The organism is Agrobacterium sp. P15N1-A, from assembly GCF_044626815.1.
GTDB classification, from domain to species: domain Bacteria; phylum Pseudomonadota; class Alphaproteobacteria; order Rhizobiales; family Rhizobiaceae; genus Agrobacterium; species Agrobacterium leguminum.
Genome location: NZ_JBIUPF010000003.1, coordinates 553,123 through 576,083, shown reverse-complemented (window position 1 = coordinate 576,083; position 22,961 = coordinate 553,123). Strand labels below are relative to the sequence as shown.

The following is a 22,961-nucleotide window of genomic DNA, read 5'->3' as shown; positions in this document are numbered from 1 at the left end:
CGGCGAGTCGCACCAACTCGAAAAAGTCGCCGAACTCTCCTGATTACGATGCTTGCAAGAATTGATGAGGTATACGTTCAAAAAACACCTAAAATCTGAGGAACCAGACGACCAGAATTACTCTTACCAGAAGCAGCCATCTCTTGTGCAATTGAGTAAATGCCCTGGTTACGGACGCTTATATGCCGCAACGTAGTCGATTTTGACAGTGTTGGGATAATCTGCAGGGTCTGGCGTCCCTGGCCAAACGCCTCCCACTGACTGGTTCAGGATGAAGTAGAACGGAACATCGAATGGTTCTGCTCCGGCGTAAAGTCCTGAGCTGTTGGGAAGGGGAAATGTGATCTTCTTGACAAAGTTGTCATCGACGAAGAACGAGATTCCTGTCGTATCCCATTCGGCGGCGTATACCGTCCAACGGTCGACGCTGGGGATAACGTTTGCCGAACCGGAGTCCTGTGTATGCCCAGCAGTCGATGTACCCCAGTGCAAAGTACTGTGCACTGTTTTGTCTTCAGTGGCATTGGTCGTCGAGTTGAGTTGCCCCACATATTCAAGAATGTCGATTTCGCCGCCGCAGGGCCAGTACATGCCGCAAGTTCCCCAGTTCTTTTGCAACTGCGGCATCATCCAGAATGCTGGCCAGGATCCCCTTGCGACTGGCATTCTGATCCGTGCCTCCAGACGGCCGAAAGCCTGCGAAAAGCGGTCTTTCGAGATGACAAGTCCGCTGAGCCAAGATTTGGTGACCCCCAGGCAGCTCACGGACTGCTGTTTTGCGGTCAATTGCAGCGAGCCGTTTTGGATCGCTACTTGCGAGGCATCATAGCACTCCGTTCCCCAGGTTTCGCCAAAACCCTCTGTGCTTGACCCGTATGTTGGGCCCGTGGTGATTGCCACCCACTTTGCGGGATCAAGTGTACCATTCGAGAACTCATCCGAAAAAGTCAGAGCCCAACCATCTCGGACTGGAACAGGTACATTGTCTGGCTGCGTTGGGGGGGAAGCGGCGACGCCTGGATTCAGCATGACATCATCGACCAGCACCGAGACCGCACCGCCATCCTGTCTTTCAGCTGTAATGCCGATCAATGTTGTATTCGGCATGGGAACGTCAATAACGATGCGCGTCCAGGCCGTTGATGAAACGGCAATCGGGCCGGTGTTGGTATCCCATAGTGTTTCGTCGGTTACCTGGTCGACCAGTTTCGTGTGAACAAGAGCGCTTCCCGTCTCCGCTCGGACATAATAAGCAACTCGGGTTAATGGCTGAGGGCATTCGCCGGGGCTTATATCTCGCTTGGCGGTGCCATATGGAGAACCGCTCAGTTTGAGCGACCAGTCATCTGTTCGTCCGGGGGAGGTTCTGGCCACCGCATTACCGCTCCACCAAACCACAAACCCGCCCGTGTCTTGCGTGAAAGACTGGTTTGCGCAGGCATCGTTAGCAACGACGACATCATCAATATAAACTGTTGTGTTGGTTGCCGGCGAAACCGGCTCGGCGGTAATGCCAATGAGCGTCTCATTGGTGATCATGACGGGAATCGAAATCCTTGTCCAAGTCGTCCCCACAACGGTCGGTCCGGCGTTGACCGAATCGTACAGGACAGCGTCGGTCACCTGATCAACGAGCTTTGTATAAATACGAGCGCCACCCGTTTGGGTGCGCACCCAATAATTCACATAAGCGATGCCGAGCGGGCATTCGGTGGGTAATATGTACCTGGTTGCCGTGCCGGGACTGCCCTGCAAACGCAGGGATCGCGAATCCGTACGGCCGATGGACGTATCCACGACCGGAGTCGACCCACTCCACCATGGTCCCCAGCCTCCGAGCCCAGCCGAGAATGACTGGTTCTCCCCGCAATCTACACTTACAGCATGAGCTGGAGAGCCCGCAGCATACAAAATCATGGCAAGTAGCCAGGTCAGTAAAGAACCTCTCACGACACCCCCAAAATAAAGACAGCTTATAGTTGAATTCCAATAAGCCTGAACTGGCATCTTCTCGTCAAGTGCGGAGTTGGGGATTCGTCGAAAAGGCACATCTTTATCGAGATGATGAAAGAATCTAAACCGAGCCAGAATCTGCGCACCGTTTGATTGCAGAAAAGCGTCTGTTTTTCCGCTTAGGCCTCTTTCCTTCACAACGGAACTGCTATTCATCCGTGCATTCGGAATAACTAAAAAATAGGGTTTTCTTGGGATATTGATGTCACCGGAATGAAGCATCGGGCACATGGGAAAAATGGCAGAGAAGATCCCCTTATGGATGCAGCGCACGAAGAACAGACGCGTGGAAATTGGCGGAATACACTGTTTTATGTGACGTTCCTTTATTTTACGGTCGGTTTCTCACCCTATATTTCGCTCTCGTCGACCTATCAGGGCTCCGCCATGGCGGAGGGGTCCAACCTGCTGAACCAGCTCACCGCGATCATCCTGCTTTTCAGTTTCATGGTGTTCATGGTGAAGGAACGGTCTTTCTCCATCGTCTTCACGCCGCGTCTGCTGATGGCGACGATTTTCGGCTGGCACGCCTTCACCTCTCTCGTGGGGGAGGCGCCGATGTTTTCGCTGCGCCGGCTTGTCATGTGCGCCATCATCTGCGTGCTTGCCGGTTGCTTTTTGCAATTGCCGCGCACGGAACGACATTTCACTACGCTGCTTGCCAGCTGCGCGATGATTATCCTTTTCCTGTGCTATTTCGGCGTCATCGTCCTGCCGTCACGGTCGATCCACCAAGCGAGCGATGCGCTGGAGCCCCTTCTTGCGGGTAACTGGCGAGGGGTCTTCCAGCACAAGAACGAGGCTGCCTCGGTCATGGCCGTGCTGATCATCGTGGCGATTTATCTTTGCCGGCGCTGGTCCTTCATTGGCGGTCTGCTGGTGCTGCTGTTATCGCTGTTCTTCCTGATCAAGTCAGGCGGCAAGACCGTACTCGGGCTGGTGCCGATCATCATAGCAACGGGCTGGTTCATCGTCGGCTGGCCCGGCTGGCGCTATATGGTGGTGACCCTGCTTTTGTTGGTCTTTACCGTTGTGGTCGTCGGCACCACAATCGATCCGGTCTTTTCGCAGATGCTGACAAGGATGGGGCTCGATGCCAGTTTCACCGGAAGAACCGATATCTGGGTCGTCGCCATCGATTACATCCGCAAAAGTCCGATCCTCGGATATGGCTATCAGGCCTTTTGGCGCAGCGACGCCCTGATGTCGAGCATGGATAGCAACAGTTGGGCAACGACCGCGCCAGCGGCCCACAACGGATATTTCGATCTGCTGCTTGCGGGTGGCATCCCCGGTCTGGTGCTGGTGATGATGTGGATTTATCTGCTACCGCTTCATTATCTCGGCAAAATGGACGAGGCGACGCGCAAAAGTCCGCTGACCCGCCTTTACGTCGGTATCTGCCTTTATGTGCTGCTCTACGGTTTTCTGGAAACGCTATTCTTGCTCAGTTCGGGCTTCGTCTGGTTTTTTCTCCTCGTGGCGGTAATGGGCCTGCATCTGCAGGCGAACGCCAGCCTTGCCGAAGACGAGGCAGAGCCGGAATCTGCGCGAACCGGCGCTAATGCGGACAGGGCTACGATACCGCACTTGCGATTGGCTGCTGCCCGAAAGAAGTTCGCGACTGCCCAGTTGGCACGAAACTCCGAGTCTGGCCAAAAAAGAGCTGAGTGAATAAGCCAATTAAGATTTAGTACGTTTGCCTGGGACAAGCGAAGATCACATTGGGTGGGACCGATTTCAATAATCGGTATTACCCGAGTGCATCGCAGAGGCACTAAGGCATACAGAAGTTAAGTTAACGTGGGCAGGCTGGTCTGCATGCTTGATGTCACTTCGACTGAATCTTGGGATCGGCTTTCTCTCGCCCTGCGAAAGGGCGAGAGAAACCGGCCCTGTCCCGAGCATCTGCTCCCTGTCAATTTTCGCTACGTGGTTGATTCCTCGGGACAAGCCCGAGGATGACGTCGAATATGGAGAGAGGCGTGTCGGTGAACTCGACCGCAGACGAAAACCCGACGCCTCGCATTTTCGCAGCGACCGGCGCCTTACACCGCCCGCGCCCGCTTCACCTCCACCTGCGTCCATTCCGGCAGCCAGTCGCGATGGGCCAGCAGCAGATCGTCCACCAGTGACCAGATCTGGTCGAGATCCAGTTCCGCCGCCGTGTGCGGGTCCATCATCGCCGCGTGGAAGATGTGCTCGCGGTTTTCGCTCATCAGCGCCCGCACCGTCAGCTCCTGCACATTGATGTTGGTGCGCATCAGGGCGGTGAGCTGCGGCGGCAATTCGCCGATGAAGGTGGGCTGCACGCCGTTATGATCGACCAGGCACGGCACTTCCGCCGCGCAATCCGATGGCAGCGAGGTGATGCAGCCATTGTTGCGCTGGTTGCCGTAAATAACCGAAGGTTCGCCGGTCCAGACCGAGTTGATGATGGAGGAGGCATATTCCTTGGATTGCTTGACCTCGATCTTCTCGGCCGAACGATAGGCCGCCGCCTGGCCCTTCCAGCGCTCGATCTGCTCGATGCAGCGCTTCGGATATTCATCGAGCGGGATACCGAATTTCTCGATCAAATCCTCGCGCCCTTCCTTGATGAAATAGGGCGTATATTCGGCAAAATGTTCGGAACTTTCGGTGACGAAATAACCGAGACGCGTCAGCATCTCGTAACGCACCTTGTTGGGGCAACGCGGGTTCCAGCCGGGTTTGGGCGCACGGCCTTCGCGGTAGCCGCGCACGAGGTCGGGATAAAGGTTCTTGTAGCTGCCATCCGGCTGGCGGTGTTCGAACTCCAGGAAGAACGCCATATGGTTGATGCCGGCCGAACGGTAACGGATTTCCTCATATGGAATATCGAGATCGTGGGCGAGTTCCATGGCCGTGCCCTGCACGGAATGGCAAAGGCCGACCTGCCGGATCGTCGGATATTTTTCCGCAATCGCCCAGGTGTTGATCGCCATGGGATTCACATATTGCAGCATGATGGCGTTGGGGCAGACGGCCAGCATGTCCTCGCAAATCTTCCACAGATGCGGCACGGTGCGAAGGCCGCGCATGATGCCGCCGACGCCGAGCGTATCGGCGATGGTCTGGCGCAGGCCATATTTGCGCGGCACCTCGAAATCGGTGACCGTGCAGGGCTCATAACCGCCGATCTGGAAGGCCACGACAACGAAATCCGCGCCGGCGAGCGCCTTTTTCTGGTCCGTATAGGTCTCGGCTTTCGCCTTTGCGCCAAGCGTCGAAATCAGCTTGTTGACGACGATGGCGCTTTCTTCCAGCCTCTCGCGATTGATATCCATCAGTGCGATGTTGGCGCCCGAAAGCGCCGGACGCTGCAGCACGTCGCCAATGATGTTCTTCATGAACACCGTGGAGCCTGCGCCGATGAATGTGATCTTGGGATCTCTTGCCATGTCTACCTCCAGCATTGGGAATTCAAGCGATTTCGAAGGCGGCCCGTACAAGCCGCTGGGTATATTCGGTTTTCGGATTTGTCAGCACATCCTCGACAGGCCCTTGCTCAACGATCTGCCCGCGCTGCATGACGATGACGCGGTGGCAGAGCGCGCGGACCACTTTCAGGTCGTGTGAGATGAACAGGTAGCTCAGGCCCCGCTCATCCTGCAGCTTGCGCAGGAGATCGATGATCTGCGCCTGCACGGAAAGATCGAGCGCCGAGGTTGGCTCGTCGAGCAGGATGAATTCCGGCTCCAGCGCCACCGCACGGGCAATGGCGATACGCTGGCGCTGGCCGCCGGAAAACTCGTGCGGGAAACGTGAGAGGATATTGCCGGGCATGCCCGCCGCCTCCAGCGCGTCGCGCACCCGGTCCAGCCTTTCGGCCTTGGTTCGCCCAAGACCGTTGATGATGAGGCCTTCCTCGATGATCTGGCCGATGGTCATGCGCGGATTGAGCGAGGCGAAGGGATCCTGAAAAACGATCTGCATACGCGAACGCAAAGGCCGCATTTCGGTGCGGGAGCGGCCATCGACCCTCTCGCCATCAAAGATCACCTCGCCGGCCACCGGCTCGTTCAGCCGCAGCAGGGATTGGCCGAAGGTCGTCTTGCCGGAACCGGATTCACCGACGAGCCCAAGCGTCTCGTGCCGATTGAGGGTGAGCCCCAGGCTGTCGACGGCGATCAACTCCTTCAGCTCCGGTTTGAACAGCCCGCCGTAACGCATCATGAAAGAGACGCGCACGCCGCTTGCCGTCAGCAGCACGCCGGAATTTTCCGGCAGCGGCTTTGCCGTGCCATGCGGTTCGGAGGCAAGCAGCTTTTTCGTATAGGGGTGCTGCGGCGCCTCGAAGAGCTTTTCCGTGGTGTTGTGTTCGCGCATCTCGCCATGCTGCATGACATAGACGTAATCGGAAAACTGCTTCACGATCGTCAGGTCATGGGTGATGAGAACCACGGCCATGCCGCGCCTCTTTTGCAGATCGCGGATGAGGTTGAGGATCTGCGCCTGCACCGTCACATCGAGCGCGGTGGTTGGCTCATCGGCAATCAGCACATCCGGATCGTTGGAGAGCGCCATGGCGATCATCACACGCTGCCGCTGGCCGCCGGATAGTTGGTGCGGATATTGCTTCAGCCGCGCTTCCGGCTCCGGTATCTGCACCTGCCGCAGAAGATCGAGCGCCCTCGCCTCGGCCTCTTTCCGGCTGAGCTTGGAATGAACGCGGATCGCCTCGACGATCTGGCTGCCGATCGTATAGATCGGGTTCAGCGAACTCATCGGCTCCTGAAAGATCATCGAGATGCGGTTGCCGCGCAGCGCACGCCGCTGACGGCTAGAAAACTTCAGAATGTCGTCGCCGTTGAAACGCACGGTGGCGGATTTCGCAACGGACGCCCGCTTCGTCAACAACCCCATGATCGTGCGGGCCGTGACGGATTTTCCCGAACCGGATTCGCCGACGATGGCAATCGTCTCGCCCCTGTAAAGCTGGAAGGAGATGTCCTTCACCGCCTCCACCGTGCCATGTTCCACCCTGAAGGTCACGGCGATGTTGCGCGCATCGATGATGGCGTCGTCGTTCCGGTCATCGGCATCGAGCCGGATGGCGGGGGCGTAAGCGTTGTTCTGTGCAGCAGCAACCATGTTACGCTCCTCTCAATAGGGATCGACGGCATCGCGCAGGCCGTCGCCCAGCGCGTTGAAGGCGAAGACCGTGACCAGCACGAAACCGACCGGTGCGAGAATCCAGGGATAGGAACCGATGACGGAATAGGTCGCCGTATCCTGCAGCATCAGCCCCCAGGAGATGAGCGGCGGCTTGACCGCAAAGCCGAGGAAACCCAGGAAAGATTCGAGCAGCACGACGCTTGGGATATGCAGCGTGACGGCAACGATCACATGGCTCATCACATTCGGCAGGATGTGCTGGAAGATGATGCGCCGGTCGGTCGCCCCGACGGCAATGGCCGCCCGCACATAATCGATACGCGCCAGCGCCAGCGTCTTGCCGCGCACCTCTCGCGACATCTGCGCCCAACCGAGCGCCGACATGACACCGACCACGAAGACGAGGAACACGGTGGTCGGCGCGGTGACTGGAATGAGCGAGGTCAGCGCGAGATAAAGCGGCAATTGCGGGAAAGCCAGCACCACTTCCACGAAACGCTGCACCCAGGCATCCAGCGGCCCGCCGAAATACCCTGATATCAGGCCGACACTGGTGCCGATGACGGTAACGATGGCGACGACGCTCAAGGCGATGGCAAGCGAGATGCGCGAGCCATAGATGGCGCGCGACAGAACATCGCGTCCGAACTTGTCGGTTCCAAGAAAATGCACCGGCTGGCCATCGGTCGAGCCGAAGAAATGACGGCTCATCGGGATAAGGCCCAGCAGCCTGTATTCCGCACCTTTGACGAAGAAGCCGAGATAGACGGGATTGTCGTAATCCGGCCCGACGATGGGCTGGAAGGTGACCGGATCAAGCTCTTCCGTTTCGGCGATGGCATAGACGCGCGGTACGAGGCTGAAATTACCATCCCTGTCGGTGAAGCGCACCACCTGCGGCGGCGAGAAGCTGCCATGGGTTTCGAGCGGGTTCATCGGCGCGAAGAAATCCGCAAAGATGGCGATCAGGATTAGCAGCGCCACCAGCACCAGCCCGACCATGCCGGTGAAGGAGCGTCTGAGACGCCGCCAGACCAGCGCGAGATAGGTCTCGTTGCCATGGGCGGAACGGTCGGGTTTTGCCGCAGTGGCGGTTTCGGTCTTCATCTCGTCAAACGCCATCATCTCAGGCCCTCCCGAATTCGCGAACGCGCGGGTCGAGCATGGCAAGCAGCATGTCGGCGATGATGTTGCCGACGATCAGCGTGGCGGCCAGCACCATCATGAAGGTCGCGGTGACATAGACATCGCCCACCGCCATGGAGCCGACAATGGCCGGGCCGACGGTCGGCAGCGCGAAGATGATCGCGGTTTCGATCTCGCCGCTCAGCATGTAAGGCAGCACCACGCCCTGATACATGACGAGCGGATGCACCGCGTTCGGAACCGCATGGCGCATGATGACAGCGCCTTCCGAAAGACCCTTGGCGCGCGCCGTCTCGACATATTGCGCATTCAGCGTATCGAGCAGATTGCCGCGCATCACTCGCATATTATAGGCCAGCCCACCGAAGACGGCGATGGCGACCACGGGCCAGACATGGCTGACCAGATCGACAAATTTGCCCCACGACCATGGCGCACCGCCATATTGCGGCGAGAAGAAGCTGCCGATCTCGGACACGTCGAAATGAAACACCATGAGATAGACGAGGATCAGCGCCATCAGGAAACGCGGGATCGTCATACCAAGGAAGGCGATAGTGGAGAGCAGATTGTCGACCCAGGAATATTGCCGTGTGGCCGCCCATATGCCGAAGGCGATACCGAGAACCGATGCAAAGATGTGGCAGACCAGCGCCAGCGCAATGGTGCGCGGCAGGCGTTCGCCAACCACATCGGCGACCGGCTTGTTGTAATAGAAGCTGTAGCCGAAATCGCCGCGGGTGACGATGCCGCCGATCCAGTTGAAATATTGAATGACGAGCGGCTTATCGAGGCCGTGCTCGATGCGGTAGGCCTGCGCCTGCGCTTCCGCCTGTTCAAAGGACGCGCCGCCCTGGTTCATCAGCTGCGAGCGGATGTAGTCGGCATAATCGCCGGGCGGTGCCTGAATGATGGCGAAGGTCACCACGCTCAGGATCAACAACACCGGAATGGCGGATGCAACTCGTATCGTCAGAAATCTCAGCATCGAACGGTCTTCCTCGGTTTGGATGGGCCGTGTATCTCCGGCCGCGCTTCACGCGCGACCGGTACCGGGTTTTCTCCGGGAGGAGTTCTAGTTAATCGGCCCGCCCTCACCCGGCTTGCCGGGAAGCTGCTGCGGGAAGAGTTCGTATTTGCCCTGCTTGTCGGCCGCGACCCAAAGGCGTTCGCGGATGATGGAGTCTTCGGCCCAGTTGAACATGAAGATCGGCGTGCCCTGCGGCACATTCGAGAACCGCTTGTTGACGATCAGCGCACCGGGATATTCGGTGAGACCGATCGTATAGAGGTTCTGCGTATAGACCTTCTGATATTGCTTCATCAGCTCGGCCCGCTCGGCATTATCCTGCGAGGAGATGAACTTGCGAACGATGTCGGCCATCTCCTTCTCGAACGGCATCAGATCGAGTTCCTTGCCTTCGGGCGAGCGGTGGTTCCAGCTGGTGCGCGGGCCGACAGGGGCAAGCTGCTCGGTATTCTGCACCACGGATGAAAGCTCGGTGGAATTGCGGCGCACCAGCCAGTCGAACTGCCCGCCATAATGGGCGGCATCACGCTGGTTGGAATCGAGGCTGTTGATGACGACGCGCAGGCCGAGTTTCGCCATCTGGCCAACAAGACCTTCCGCGAGGCTCTTGTCCGTCGCGTAACCGTTATTGACGAGAAGGGTAATTTCGACATTGCGGCCGCCCAGCGTTTCCTTCGGGAAATTCAGGAAACCATCGCCATCCGTATCCTTCAGGCCAATCGAGGCGAGTGCGGCCTTGGCGGCATCGAGGTTGAAGGGGTAATAGACCGTGGAGGCGCGGTCATAGAAGCTGGTGCCAGACGAAATGCCGCCCGGATAGATCGCCGTGAACGGTCCCTTCACCAGCGAGTCGCCGACTGCCTTACGGTCGATGGCCGATGTGACGGCCTGACGGAACACCTCGTTGCGGTTCAGCTCGCGGATCGCCTGTCCGCGCTCGTCCGGATTGCCCCAGCCATTGGCGGAGAAATTCATCTGGAGATTATAGCCGATGAGGCGCGGCCCGAAGGCGAGACGAGCCGGCGCATTGGGATCGGCGGCGCGTTTCAGCGAGGCGACGAAATTTTCCGGCTGTTCGAGGTTGGAGAAATCGCCCGATCCCGCCACGGCCTGCACATCACGGTCAGCCCAGGTGGAGAGCTTGTAGTGGACCTCGTTGAGATAAGGCAGCTGCTGGCCCTTCTCATCGACCTTCCAGTAATAGGGATTACGCCGCAGCACGATGATGTCATCAGGACGATAAGCGACCGGCACCCATGCCCCCATGACCGGCATGTTCATATATTCCGGCGGGAAAGCGTTCTTGAACTGGTTATAGGTGTTCTTGGAATATTTCGGATGCTGCGGTTTCAGGATATGCGACGGCCCGGGGCAGAAGCTCGGATAGGCCATGGTATAGAGATATTGCTTGGGAAACGCCGCCTTGAAGGTCCATTCGACGGTGTAATCATCGATCTTCGTGAGTGTCGTTCCCTCACCGAAAGCCTCGGGCGATGCGCCGCCGCCAAGCGGTGAAACATTGGGGTCGACGACGGCATCTTCCCAGTAGAACATCACGTCATCGGCGTTGAATGCTTCGCCATCTGACCACTTGGCGCCCTTGACGAGATGCATCGTCAGCTTGTGGCCATCCTCGGACCATTCCCAGCTTTTGGCGAGATTGGGCAACGGTTCGGTATCCTTGGCATCCACCTGAAATAGCGGTGCGGTGCGCGTCAGGCATTCGGAAAGGGCGATATCGATGCCGCCCCAGCCCTGGCTCTGGCCGGCAATATAGTTCCAGCCCTCGGGCCTGCCGCCGATCACATGGCGCATCGTATCGCCGTAAACGCCCATACCGTCGGGCATATTGCCGGTCTTGTAGACCAGCGGTTCTTCCGGCAGGCGCTCTTTCAAGGGCGGCAGCTTGCCGGTCTTTTCGAATTTCTCGCTGACCCAGTCAGGCTCGCTGTAGCTCGGCAGCGCCTTGAATTCGAGGATCGAGTCGCGCGCCACATAATTGATCTTGCCTTCGGCCGGAAATTGCGGCGGCTCGGGCGGCGTGGCGGTCTCGAAGGCATTCGCATTGAGTGCGATCATCGAAACACCGAGACCCAGTGCCGAGATGATACCGATCCTGCGTTGAAGTAACATCGTCATTCCTCCCAAATGGCAGCTCTTCGACCGCCCACCCTCTGTGATCGTTCTGGCCGTGGCGGCGAACTCCCTTCCGCCGCCCGGCCTGTTCCCATGCCTTTCCTTCAAACAGCCTTTTCCTTCAAACAGCCTTTTTCAGCGCCGATTTTTCGGCCCGCAATTCTTCGATGGAGCGCACATTGCGGCGCGCAGCCCCCGCCCAGTCGCGGGTCTTGACGCTGGATTTGGCAAGCCGCTCCTTCGCTGCCGGCACGGCATGGGCATATTGCGGCAGCCAGCGGGCCTGCGCGACAACCATCTCGTCCACCATCTGCCAGACCTCCTCCGGTGTGGCGACGGCGCCGACCAGCGGATCGTGCAGCACGGCAAGCTTCAAAAGATCGATATCGCCGCTCACCGCCGCATGCACGGACATGCGCTGCACGTTGATGGAAGCCATGCAGGTGGCCGCACAGGCTTCCGGCAGGGTCACGCCCGAGACCATGTTGATGCCGAAACGGTCGACAAAACCGGGGGATTCGATGATGGCATCGGCTGGCAGATTGGTGATGACGCCATTGTTCTTGACGTTGAAATGGCCGCGATAGACACGCCCGGTTTCCAGCGCTTCCAGAATGTGGCTCGCATGTTCATTGGAGCGCTTGGCCGGGTCGATGGGCTTGGCGGCGGATGCCAGGAATTGCGGAAATTCCGTCTCGAACCAGTTCCGCGTTTCGGTAGAGTGGCGGAGATAACCGCCGGTTTCGCCGTGGATCCAGTCGGACATGTCGATCCAGCGGGCGATTTCCTCCGGCCGCTTGCGATACCACGGCAGATATTCCGACAGATGGCCATTGCTTTCCGTCGAATAGACACCGAACCGCTTCAGCACGTCGATGCGCAGCTTCTCCTGCTGCGAGAAGACCGGATGCGCCTCGAAGGCCGCGACCAGCTCGTCCTTGCCGATCTTGCGACCGTTGAGCCTCAGATCGATGAACCACGTCTGGTGGTTGATGCCGGAGCAGATGTAATCCAGCTCGGACACGCTTTTCGCACCGAGAATTTCGGCGATCTGTTCCGCGCCGTGCTGAACGCCGTGGCAGAGACCGACGGTATCCACCTTGCCATATTCGATGGCCGCCCAGGTGTTCATCGCCATGGGATTGGCATAGTTCAGGAATTTCGCACCCGATGCGGCGACCTCGCGGATATCCTTGCAGAAATCCAGAATGACCGGAATGTTGCGCTGACCGTAGAGAATGCCGCCGGCGCAGATCGTATCGCCCACGCACTGGTCGATGCCGTATTTCAGCGGAATGCGGATATCGTCCGCATAGGCTTCCAGACCGCCGACCCGCACGCAGCTGATGATATATTTCGCACCCTCCAGCGCCCGCCGCCGGTCGGTATCGGCCGTCACCTTCACGGGGAAACCATTGGCCTCGACGATCTTTTCGAGGATCGCCCTGATCATATCCAGATTGTGCTGGCTGATATCCGTCAGCGCGACTTCAATATCGCGAAACTCCGGCACACACAGGAGATCGGTGAACAGTTTTTTCGTGAAACCGACGCTGCCTGCGCCAATAATAGCGATTTTGAAACTCATAACGCCACCTCTGTTGCAAATCGAACGGGTGAAACGGGCCGAAGGATCTTAAAATGGCACTGCAGAAAAATACCCGTAAGAATCCCGGAAAACCGGCCTTCCTCTCCAATTTTTCAGCAGCAATATCCTGCTGGCTGTCTCCTCGGATCGGGATTATGCGTATAATATCGGTGAGGACCAGAGAAGGATTATGCTTTCATGGGTAATTTTGTGCTGCGGGATTTGATCGATCAGGGACCCGGCATGCGAACAGTCTCGCTGCCGCGCGGCCGCCAGACGCTGCACACCATGCCGACCAGCAGCGGTTATGAAATCCGCAGCGGCGGCAATTACGACTGGGACGGGCGCAAACGCGGCCAGACGCCTTTTACCGTGCTGCAATATTGCATCGCCGGCCAGGGCAATCTGCGTTACGAGAACCGCCATTATGTGGTGAGACCGGGCGAAACCCTGCTGCTGCTCATTCCCCACAATCACCGCTACTGGCTGGAAGAAGGCAAAGAATGGGAGTTCTTCTGGATTTCCATGAACGGCGAGGAAGCCCTGCGCATTCACCGCAATATCCTCTCCGTCACCGGCCCGATCCTCAAACTCCAACCCGAAACCGTGGATCATCTTGCCGAATGCTGCTCGCGCCTCGTCAATGGCGCGGAAACGCCAGGCGCGGCTTCCGCCGTCGCTTATGAAGCGGCGATGACGCTTTATGACGATGTCTTCGGTTCTCATCCTTCTTTCGGCGGCGAATATCGTACCATGCAACAGGTGCTGAGCTACATCGACAGCCATCTCGGCGAACGGCTTTCGGTCAGCGACCTTGCGGCGGTGGCAGGCCTCAGCCGCGCGCATTTTTCCCGCATCTTCGCGGCAAGCGAGGGCCTGTCGCCGGCGGAATTCGTGCTGCAGCGACGCCTGCGCCGGGCGGCCAAGCTTCTCACCTCGGCGGCCAACCTTCCCATCAAGGAGGTGTCGGTGCTGTGCGGTTTCGAGGATCCGAACTATTTCTCCAAGGTTTTTCGCAGGCTCTACGGCACCAATCCGAGCGAATTCCGCACCACCGGCATGTATGCGAGCGTGCGGCAGGGCTGAACGACAAAACGACTTCGTTTTGACATGTTTCAGGCGATTAAGGATGGGCGTTACGCCCTTTTTGGAGACCCGCCGAGGTGAAGAGCAAAATCCGGACGTTCCTCGTCTTTCCGCTTCGGGCGATCATCGTTTTCGCCCTGATCCTCGACGGCATTTTCCGCCCGCTCTACCGGCCCGTCATCAGGGCCATATCCGGGCTGACATTCATCAAGCGACTGGAAAGCCGGATCGCGCGATTGCCGCGTCTTGCCATTCTCCTTTGCCTTGCGGTGCCCTTCGCCATCGCCGAACCGATGAAGATCATCGGTCTCGTCCTCATTGCCCATGGCGCCGTCAAGGTGGGGCTGGTTCTGACGGTCTTCGCCCATCTCGCGACATTCCTGATCGTCGAGCGCATTTATCACGCCGGCCGGGAAAAGCTCCTCACCTATCCCTGGCTTGCATGGATCATGCGCTATGTGCGTTTCGCGCGGTCGTTTTACGATCGCTTCAAACTTGCGGCGCTGAACTGGGTCAGGCTCCGGCTTCTCGCGCAATAGAGGCACAGCGCCCCGTCACCGTTTGCGGCGCAGTTCCGCAAGGGCAGAGGATGCCCGTACCAGCCTGATCCGCCCTACCCGCTTCACTCCCCGCGCGGATACCGCTGGTTTTCCTCCAGCACGTTGAGGTCCATGTGGTTGCGCATATAGCGCTCGGAGGCTTTCTGCAAAGGTTGGTAATCCCACGGGTAATAAGCGCCGTTGCGCAGCGCCTTGTAGACCACCCAGCGACGCGCCTGGCTTTCCCGCACCGCCGCGTCGAAAACCGGGAGCTGCCAGCGGCTGTCGATTTCAGCGGAAAGCGATGAGAGGACGGTGCTGAAAGCAGGGTCGCCGGCAAGGTTCGTGCGCTCCTCAGGGTCCGCGTCGATATCATAAAGCAAGGGCGGATCGGCCTCGCAGACCGATAGTTTGTAGCGGCCGTCGCGAAGCGCGACGAGCGGTGCTATCGAGCCTTCGGCGGCATATTCCATCGGCACCGGGCCGCGCTCGCCAGTTCCCGCTGCCAGCGCCGCCAGATCCTCGCCGTCCGTCCAGCGTTTGAGCGAGGTGATATCGAGCCCCGCCAGACCGCAGAGCGTCGGCGTGACATCGAGTGTGGAGACTGGCGTGTCGATCAAAGCCGGCTGCCAGCCGGGTGCGGCCACCATCAGCGGCACGCGGGCGGAACCTTCGAAGAAACACATCTTGAACCACAGCCCGCGCTCGCCCAGCATATCGCCATGGTCGGAGAGGAAGAGAATGATCGTGTCCTCCTCCATCCGCGTCGCCTTCAGCACCTGAAGGATTTCGCCGACCTTTTCGTCTATATAGGAGATATTGGCGAAATATCCGCGCCGTGCCCGGCGTATCTGCTCCGGTGAAATATCGAAAGCTTCGTGATCGCAGGCTTCCAGCAACCGTTTCGAATGCGGATCCTGCTCGTCGAAGGCAATCGCCGATGTCTGCGGATCAAGCTCGGGGCAGTCTTCGTAGAGGTCCCAGAATTTGCGCCGCGCCACATAGGGGTCGTGCGGATGGGTGAAGCTGACTGTCAGGCACCACGGCCGATCATCGAGGCGGCGCGACAGGTCGTAGAGCTTGCGGCTGGCGTGGTAGGCCACCTCGTCGTCATATTCCATCTGGTTGGTGATTTCGGCGACGCCTGCGCCGGTGACCGAACCGAGATTGTGATACCACCAGTCTATCCGCTCCCCCGGATTGGTATAGTCGGGTGTCCAGCCGAAATCGGCGGGATAGATATCCGTCGTCAGACGCTCCTCGAAGCCATGCAGCTGGTCCGGGCCGACGAAATGCATCTTTCCTGAAAGGCCGGTGTAATAACCCGTCGCCCGCAGGTGGTGCGCATAGGTCGGAATATCGGAAGCGAATTCGGCGGCATTGTCGTAAACCCGCGTGCGGCTCGGCAATTGCCCGGACATGAAGGAGGCGCGGGCCGGCGCGCAGAGCGGGCTTGCCGTATAGGTGTTGGCGAAGCGGACGGACCGCTTCGCCAGTGTTTTGAGATGGGGTGCGTGAAGAAAATCGGCCGGGCCGTCGGGAAAAAACGTCCCGTTGAACTGGTCGGCCATCAGGATCAGGATATTGGGACGCGGCATTTCCACTTTCCGGTTTAGAGACCAAGCTTGCCTTTGACGGCGTCCGCACCCGGCTTGCCATCCAGCGTGGTAACGCCCTGCAGCCAGCCATCCAGCGCCTGCGGATTGGCCTTCAGCCAGGCCGCTGCCGCCGCCTTCGAATCCTCGCCACCAAGAATGGAGCCCATCAGGGTATTTTCCATGCCAATATCGAATTTCAGGTTCTTGAACAGCGTCGCCGCATTCGGGCATTGCTGCGGCCAGCCGGTGCGGGCGAGCGTATAAACTTCCGCGCCGCCGAAATTTGGGCCGAAATAGGCGTCGCCGCCGGAGAGATAAGCAATATCGATCTTCTCATTCATGGGATGCGGCGCCCAGGCGAGGAAGACCACCGCCTTCTTGTCCCTGCCCGCCCGTTCCACCTGCGCCAGCATCGCCTGTTCGCCGGATTCGACGAGCTGCCAGCCCTTCAGGCCGAAATCATCGGCGTCGATGATCTTCTGAATATTCTGGTTGGCCGGTGCGCCGGGCTCGATTCCATAAATCTTGCTTTCGAATTCATCGGCATGTTTGGCGAGATCGGCGAAATCCTTGACGCCCTTTTCCGCCATATAGGCCGGCACTGCCAACGTGAACTTTGCACCCTCGAGGTTCTTCGTCATCACCTCGGCCGCTTTGGCGGCATTCAGATCGTCCACGAAGGATTTCTGCGCCGGCATCCAGTTGCCAAGGAAAACGTCGATTTCGCCGTTCTTCATCGCCTGATAACCGATCGGCACTGACAGCGTCTTGACGTCAGCCTCATAACCCAAGGCATCCAGCAGCACGGAGGCAACGCCATTGGTGGCGGTGATGTCGGTCCAGCCCGGATCGCTGAGACGGATGGTCTTGCAGGCCGCGTCATCGGCCGCCTGAAGCGGGGTGGAGAAGGCCGCCACGGACAGAAAAAGACCGGCGGCGATACGATGCAGATGAGAAATGGTTTTCATTGCGGCTCCCCTTTTATCAATCCAGTTTATTGAACACCACGTTGCTTTTGCCTGTGAAGCGGGTATTTTTCGATAGTTGATATAAGGAATTTTAATGTCAGACCGGCCGCTTGATCTGGGATGGATGCGCATTTTCACCGAGGTTGCCCGCCGCGGCAGCCTGACGGCGGCGGCGGCATCCCTGCGGCTGACGCAGCCTGCCGTAAGTTATCAGATTCGCCGGCTGGAGGAGGAACTCCGCGTAGCGCTCGTGCAGCGCAGACATCGCGGCATCGAACTGACGACGGAGGGTCAGAGGCTGTTCGAGATCGTCTCGCGCAATGTCGACGCCATCGACCTTCTGGCGCAGCAGCTTCGCCGGACGGAAGAGCGGCAGACCATTCGTCTGCACACGGACTATGCCTTTTCGTCCCTGTGGCTCATCCCGCGCATGCACGGCTTTCGCGCGCTCAACCCCGACATCAACATCCAGATCGTCGCCACGCAGGACCCACTTGGCCAGGGCAAACACGACAGCGACGTGATGGTGATTTTCGGCACGCGGCAGGAGGCGGGCGAAGGAGCGGTATTGCTGCTTTCGGAAAAGGTCACGCCGGTCTGCTCGCCGGCGCTCCTGGCGGAAACGCCGGCACCGGCGGGTGTCGCTGATTTTTCACGCCATAAACTCATCCACCTCGAAAACACCTCGCAGGCGCACTGGTTCGACTGGACTGCCTATTTCAAGCATTTCGGCGTGCATCGCGGTGCCGAGCATGATGGCGGCGATATCAGCTTCAACAATTACACCATGGTGGTGCAGGCAACCATTGGCGAACAGGGTTTCGCGCTCGGCTGGGCCGGACTGGTCGATCCATTGCTGGAGGCCGGCGTGCTGGTGACGGCCGGCCCGAGCCTCGATGCACCGGGACGCGGCTATTGGCTGATGCGGCCGAAAAGCAGCGACAGTGCGGTAAGAAAACTCACCGGCTGGCTGATCGACGAGCGGCGATGACGCCGCCCGCCAGCCTGTACCGTTTGCGGCTCAGATGGGATAATGCAGCGGCCCATCCTGCAACGTGACCCAGCGCAGCTCGGTGAATTCCGCAATGCCCGCCGTGCCGCCAAAACGGCCGTAGCCGGAGGCCTTGACGCCGCCGAAAGGCATCTGCGCCTCATCGTGAACAGTCGGGCCGTTGATGTGGCATATGCCGCTTTCGATGCGGGCGGCAATGGCAAGCGCCCTTGCCTGATCCCTGCCGAAAATCGCCGCGGAAAGACCGAACTCGGTTTCGTTGGCGATGCTCACGGCCTCATCGATGCTGCCGGCCCTGATGATGGAGACGACGGGACCGAAGCTTTCCTCTGCATAAAGCCGCATGGCAGGCGTGACGCCATCGACGGCGATCGCATCCACCATCGTGCCGTTGCCGCCGCCGCCCGCGACCAGCCGCGCGCCCTTGGAGACGGCATCATCCACCAGCGCCCGGATGCGCGATGTCGCTTCGGCGCTGACCAGCGAGCCGAGCGGTGTTTTGCCCTCACGCGGATCGCCGGCCGTGAGGCTCGAAGCCTTTTTGGCAAAGGCCTCGACAAATGTATCGGCAACACTGTCGAGCACGATGATGCGCTCCGTCGACATGCAGATCTGGCCCTGGTTCATATAAGCGCCGAAGGCAGCAGCCGCGACAGCCGCATCGATATCGGCGTCATCAAGCACGATGAACGGCGCTTTGCCGCCCAGCTCCAGCAAAGCGGGTTTCAGGTAACGGCCGGCCGTTTCGGCAATCACCCGGCCGACGCGGGTCGAGCCGGTGAAGTTCACGCGTCTGACGGCGGGGTGCGCGATCAGCGTATCGACGATCTTTGCGGCATCTTCCGGCGCATTGGAGACGGCGTTGAGCACGCCCTTGGGCAGACCCGCCGAAGCGACGGCTTCGATGATCAGCGCATGGGTGCGCGGGCACAGTTCCGAGGTCTTCATGACAACCGTATTGCCGCAGGCAAGTGGCGTGGCGATGGAGCGCACGCCGAGAATGACCGGCGCATTCCACGGCGCCATGGACAGGACAACGCCGGCCGGCTGACGCAATGCCATTGCCATGGTTCCCGGACGGTTGGAGGGGATGACCTCGCCCTTGATCTGGGTGGTCAGGCTTGCCGCCTCCACCAGCATGTCGCTCGCCAGTTTGACGTTGAACCCGGCCCAGGCATCGGTTGCGCCAATTTCTTCCTTCATCGCCTGGGTAATGTCAGGCCCGGCGGCGAGGAGCGCCTGCGCGGCAGCCAGGAGCAGGCGGCGGCGTTCACCGGGCGGTGTTGCCAACCAGACGGGAAAGGCCGCGGCCGCGGCATCGGCCGCACGGGTGGCGTCCTCTACCGTTGCAGCAGCCGCGCTGGTCGCCACGTCGCCGGTGATGGGGTTGCTGCGTTCGAAACGCTTGCCGCTCGCGGCCGGGCAATGATCGCCGCCGATGAAAAGATTGACAGTCTGCATGGTCTTTCTCCTGAGTTCAGACAATGGCGGCGGTGGTGCCGCCGAGAAACGCCCGTTGCACGGCTGGATCGGCGGACAGGGCTTGCGCCGTGCCTGCCCCGACGATCCGTCCTGCTTCCAGCAAATAACCGCGATCGGCAAGCGCAAGGCTTTCGCGCACATTCTGCTCCACAAGCAGAATGGAAAGGCCGCTCTTTTTGATCTCCGCCAGGGCGGCGAAAAGTTCCTGCGTAACGATGGGCGCAAGCCCAAGGCTCGGCTCGTCCAGCAGCAGATAATCCGGCGCCGACATCAAAGCCCGCCCGATGGCGACCATCTGCTGTTCGCCGCCGGACATGGTGCCGGCAAGCTGCTGCCGCCGCTCCGCAAGGCGCGGAAACAGCGAGAAAATATGCTCTCTTGTCGCCTTTTCCGCTGAACGGGCATGGCGGGGATTGGACCCGAGACGGAGATTGTCCTCCACCGTCAGCGCCGCGAAAATTCCGCGCCCCTCCGGCACCAGCGCCACGCCCCGCTCCACGATCTGATGGGCGGGAACAGCGGCAAGCGACGAACCGTTGACGCGCACGTCTCCGGAGGCCGGAGCCACCATGCCGCCGACCGCTTTCAGCAGTGATGACTTGCCAGCGCCATTGGCACCGAGCAGCACCACCGTTTCGCCCTTGGCGACATTGAGCGATATGCCGTCAACCGCGAGATGTTTGCCGTAGCGGATTGTCAGTGCGTCTATTTCAAGCATGTGCCGCTCCCAGATAGGCGGAAATGACCTGCGGATCGTCAAGCACCGTTGCCGTCGGCCCGTCGGCGATCTTGCGACCGGCCGCCATGACCACGGAGCGCGGGCAGAGTGCGCGCACGGCGGCCATGATATGTTCCACCAGCAGGATCGTCGTTCCCTGCGATGCCAGCCGCCGGATCAACGCTATTCCTTCCTGCAGCTCCGTCGGGTTGAGGCCCGCAAGCCATTCGTCGAGAAGCAGAAGCTTCGGTTCGCCCGCCAGCGCACGCGCCAGTTCAAGCCGTTTCTGGTCGATGTAGGTGAGATCGCCGGCCGGCATTGTCTCGCGCCCGGCAAGACCTATTCTTTCGAGGCAGGCGCGCGCGACCTTCTCCGCATCGGGACGCGAAAGCCGCTTCGGCCCGAACATGGCCGATACGGCAACGTTTTCAAGCAGGGAAAGCGACGGCAGAAGCCGCACCAGCTGGAAGGTGCGCGCCACGCCGGCGCGCGCAATCACATCCGGCCGCCGGCCTGCAATCTCCTGCCCTTTGAGCCGGATAGACCCTTCGGTCGGCTTCAGTGCCCCGGAGATCAGGTTCATCAGCGTCGTCTTGCCGGAACCGTTTGGCCCGAGCAGCCCGACGACCTCGCCGGCCTCGATTGTGAGGCCAAGGCCATCCACCGCCTTCAGCCCGCCAAAGGTCTTACGGATATCGGTGATTTCGAGAACGGCGCTCATGCGGCTTTCTCCTTTTTGCGCAGCTTCTCCAGTGCCGCCAGCACGCCATCCGGCAGAACAAAGACGATGAGGATGAAGAGAGCGCCGAGAATGATGGAAAAATGGTTGGGGAAGTTAGCGCCCAGCCACTCGAACAGCAGGAACAGCGGCACCGCACCGAGAATGGGTCCCCAGCGGCGTGTGGCTCCACCTAGCAGCGCCATGATGACGGTGAGGAACGAGACCTGCGGATTAAAGACGATGGCCGGCTCGATATAGACCCAGCGCGGGGCTTGAATGGCGCCGACCAGCGTGATGATCGTGGCAGAGAGCACGAAGAGCGTCAGCTTGGTGCGGGCGAGATTAATGCCCGCATGGGCGGCCACGACCTCGTCGTCACCGATTGCCTTCAGCGCCAGTCCGAGTTTGCTGCGGTCGATTAGAATTGCCAGCAGAAGTGTCACGACAGCCAGCGCCAGCAGTTGCCACAGCACATGCTGCGGCTCCAGCGGCAGGAAGATGTAACGCCCGAGCGTGCCGGTCACATTCACCTCATACCAGGTGATGAGCTGGCGGATGAGTTCAGCAAGACCAAAGGAAAAGATCACGAAATAAATGCCGGCGACGCGCAGTGTGGAAAGCCCGACGACAAGCGCCAGCGCCGCGCCGACGAGGGCCGCGCACAGGAGCACCAGCGGCCATGGCAAAACCTCGCTCAGCACCGCGACCGTATAGGCCCCGACACCGAAGAAGGCGACGGTGGCGAGCGAAATATAACGGGTCGGACCGGAAAACATCGCCCAGGCGGAGGCGAGCGTCGCATAACCGAGAAGGCCGATGATGACGCCGACGCCATAGGCATCGAAAAAGAATGGGGAAAGCGCCAGCAGTGCAGCTGCGGCAAGGCCGATGAGAAGCGGGATCATTTGCCCCTCCTTGCGAAGATACCTTCCGGACGCCAGAGCAGCACCACGAGGAAAAGCAGATAGGTGGCGGCAAGCGTGAGGCCGGGATCGACATAAACGAGCACGAAGGTTTCCACGAGACCGAGCAGCAGGCCGGCCACCAGCGCGCCAAGCAGATTGCCGACACCGCCCATGATGACGACGACAAGCGCCTTCATGGTGAAGACCACGCCATAGGAGGCGGAAAAGGTCTGGTACATCGAGATCATCACTCCACCCGCCACGGCGAGTGCGCCGCCAAGGGCAAAGCCGATCGAGGCCACACGGTTCACATCGATACCGACCAGCGGCGCGGATTTGGGCGCAAGCGCCACCGCCCGCAGGTTGAGACCCCAGCGGCTGTGGGTGAGCGCCAGATATAGCCCACCGCCGATCGCGACCGACAGGCCGAAAGACAGCAGCCGGTTGAGCGCCACGGTCGTGCCGAAGATGTCGACACCTTCGGCGAGATAGGAATAGGAATGGTAGTTGCCGCCAAACGCAACAAGCATGATGCCCTGGATAACGAAGAGCAGCCCGAAGGTCGCCAGAATGGAATCGACTTCCAGACGGCTGGAGCCGCCCGAACGGCGCACGAGCGGCCGCATCATGACCCGGTAGATCGCGAAAGACAGGCCGTAACCGAGCGGCACGATGATGAACAGCGACCAGAGCGGCGACAGGCCATAGCTGGAAAACAGCACGAAAGCGATGAAGGCAGCCGCAATCAGCACTTCGCCATAAGCAAGGTTCATGATGCGGGCGATGCCATATTGCAGCGAAAGTCCAAGCGCGATCAGCGCATAGGTCCCTCCCAGCATCAAGCCGAAGATGAGGGTGGATAAAAACAAGGGAATGTCTC

At 59.6% G+C, this 22,961-nt stretch carries 18 protein-coding genes; 4 read left to right on the top strand and 14 right to left on the bottom strand.

All coding sequences use genetic code 11. From position 1 onward, the window contains the following. Window positions 1-168: 168 nt before the first annotated feature. Window positions 169-2,169, bottom strand: a complete 2,001-nt coding sequence (locus ACIK7D_RS14455) for a family 16 glycosylhydrolase (RefSeq protein WP_162936808.1) — start codon at window positions 2,167-2,169, stop codon at window positions 169-171. Window positions 2,170-2,271: 102 nt separating this feature from the next. Here ACIK7D_RS14455 and uppW point away from each other — a divergent pair, with 102 nt between their 5' ends. Beyond that, window positions 2,272-3,687, top strand: a complete 1,416-nt coding sequence (gene uppW / locus ACIK7D_RS14450; protein ID WP_400156621.1) for a Wzy-type polysaccharide biosynthesis protein UppW — start codon at window positions 2,272-2,274, stop codon at window positions 3,685-3,687. A gap of 374 nt (window positions 3,688-4,061) precedes the next feature. On the opposite strand, the gene ACIK7D_RS14445 is transcribed toward uppW, so the two are convergent. From ACIK7D_RS14445 to ACIK7D_RS14420, 6 genes are all read right to left on the bottom strand, one after another. Further along, window positions 4,062-5,435 (bottom strand): alpha-glucosidase/alpha-galactosidase, encoded by a 1,374-nt coding sequence (locus ACIK7D_RS14445; RefSeq protein WP_135397636.1) that lies wholly within the window; start codon window positions 5,433-5,435, stop codon window positions 4,062-4,064. Between the two features lie 22 nt (window positions 5,436-5,457). Then, complete coding sequence (locus ACIK7D_RS14440) at window positions 5,458-7,128, bottom strand: ABC transporter ATP-binding protein (protein WP_137454073.1); 1,671 nt, start codon at window positions 7,126-7,128, stop codon at window positions 5,458-5,460. Between the two features lie 12 nt (window positions 7,129-7,140). Then, window positions 7,141-8,277, bottom strand: a complete 1,137-nt coding sequence (locus tag ACIK7D_RS14435) for an ABC transporter permease (RefSeq protein WP_137454072.1) — start codon at window positions 8,275-8,277, stop codon at window positions 7,141-7,143. 1 nt (window position 8,278) lies between these two features. Beyond that, the gene (locus ACIK7D_RS14430; RefSeq protein ID WP_003521727.1) at window positions 8,279-9,286 is read right to left on the bottom strand and encodes an ABC transporter permease; all 1,008 of its coding nucleotides are present in this window, start codon (window positions 9,284-9,286) and stop codon (window positions 8,279-8,281) included. A gap of 87 nt (window positions 9,287-9,373) precedes the next feature. Then, on the bottom strand, window positions 9,374-11,461 hold the full coding sequence (locus ACIK7D_RS14425; protein ID WP_137454071.1) for an ABC transporter substrate-binding protein: 2,088 nt from the start codon (window positions 11,459-11,461) through the stop codon (window positions 9,374-9,376). Between the two features lie 124 nt (window positions 11,462-11,585). Continuing rightward, the gene (locus ACIK7D_RS14420; protein ID WP_137454070.1) at window positions 11,586-13,052 is read right to left on the bottom strand and encodes an alpha-glucosidase/alpha-galactosidase; all 1,467 of its coding nucleotides are present in this window, start codon (window positions 13,050-13,052) and stop codon (window positions 11,586-11,588) included. A gap of 198 nt (window positions 13,053-13,250) precedes the next feature. Between ACIK7D_RS14420 and ACIK7D_RS14415 the strand changes: the two genes are divergently transcribed. Beyond that, entirely contained in the window at window positions 13,251-14,138 is an 888-nt protein-coding gene (locus tag ACIK7D_RS14415) for an AraC family transcriptional regulator (protein WP_080818957.1), read from the top strand. A 77-nt stretch (window positions 14,139-14,215) separates the two neighbouring features. Beyond that, window positions 14,216-14,677 carry a hypothetical protein gene (locus ACIK7D_RS14410; protein WP_127757141.1) on the top strand — a complete coding sequence of 154 codons (462 nt, stop codon included), beginning with the start codon at window positions 14,216-14,218 and terminating at the stop codon, window positions 14,675-14,677. 83 nt (window positions 14,678-14,760) lie between these two features. On the opposite strand, the gene betC is transcribed toward ACIK7D_RS14410, so the two are convergent. After that, window positions 14,761-16,275, bottom strand: a complete 1,515-nt coding sequence (betC, locus tag ACIK7D_RS14405) for a choline-sulfatase (protein ID WP_400156620.1) — start codon at window positions 16,273-16,275, stop codon at window positions 14,761-14,763. A gap of 14 nt (window positions 16,276-16,289) precedes the next feature. Then, the gene (gene choX / locus ACIK7D_RS14400; protein WP_065116878.1) at window positions 16,290-17,243 is read right to left on the bottom strand and encodes a choline ABC transporter substrate-binding protein; all 954 of its coding nucleotides are present in this window, start codon (window positions 17,241-17,243) and stop codon (window positions 16,290-16,292) included. A 94-nt stretch (window positions 17,244-17,337) separates the two neighbouring features. Here choX and ACIK7D_RS14395 point away from each other — a divergent pair, with 94 nt between their 5' ends. Beyond that, the gene (locus ACIK7D_RS14395; RefSeq protein WP_137454069.1) at window positions 17,338-18,234 is read left to right on the top strand and encodes a choline sulfate utilization transcriptional regulator; all 897 of its coding nucleotides are present in this window, start codon (window positions 17,338-17,340) and stop codon (window positions 18,232-18,234) included. A gap of 30 nt (window positions 18,235-18,264) precedes the next feature. Here ACIK7D_RS14395 and ACIK7D_RS14390 read toward each other — a convergent pair whose 3' ends face one another. The 5 genes from ACIK7D_RS14390 to ACIK7D_RS14370 are packed head-to-tail and all read right to left on the bottom strand — an operon-like array spanning window position 18,265 to window position 22,950. After that, on the bottom strand, window positions 18,265-19,716 hold the full coding sequence (locus tag ACIK7D_RS14390) for an aldehyde dehydrogenase (RefSeq protein WP_400156619.1): 1,452 nt from the start codon (window positions 19,714-19,716) through the stop codon (window positions 18,265-18,267). Window positions 19,717-19,732: 16 nt separating this feature from the next. Then, on the bottom strand, window positions 19,733-20,455 hold the full coding sequence (locus tag ACIK7D_RS14385; RefSeq protein WP_400156618.1) for an ABC transporter ATP-binding protein: 723 nt from the start codon (window positions 20,453-20,455) through the stop codon (window positions 19,733-19,735). After that, window positions 20,448-21,176: an ABC transporter ATP-binding protein gene (locus tag ACIK7D_RS14380; protein WP_400156617.1), complete on the bottom strand. Its 729-nt coding sequence runs from the start codon at window positions 21,174-21,176 to the stop codon at window positions 20,448-20,450. The genes ACIK7D_RS14385 and ACIK7D_RS14380 overlap by 8 nt, the downstream gene beginning before the upstream one ends. Further along, complete coding sequence (locus tag ACIK7D_RS14375; protein ID WP_020009811.1) at window positions 21,173-22,081, bottom strand: branched-chain amino acid ABC transporter permease; 909 nt, start codon at window positions 22,079-22,081, stop codon at window positions 21,173-21,175. The genes ACIK7D_RS14380 and ACIK7D_RS14375 overlap by 4 nt, the downstream gene beginning before the upstream one ends. Further along, the gene (locus tag ACIK7D_RS14370; protein ID WP_104680284.1) at window positions 22,078-22,950 is read right to left on the bottom strand and encodes a branched-chain amino acid ABC transporter permease; all 873 of its coding nucleotides are present in this window, start codon (window positions 22,948-22,950) and stop codon (window positions 22,078-22,080) included. The genes ACIK7D_RS14375 and ACIK7D_RS14370 overlap by 4 nt, the downstream gene beginning before the upstream one ends. Between the last annotated feature and the right edge of the window lie 11 nt (window positions 22,951-22,961).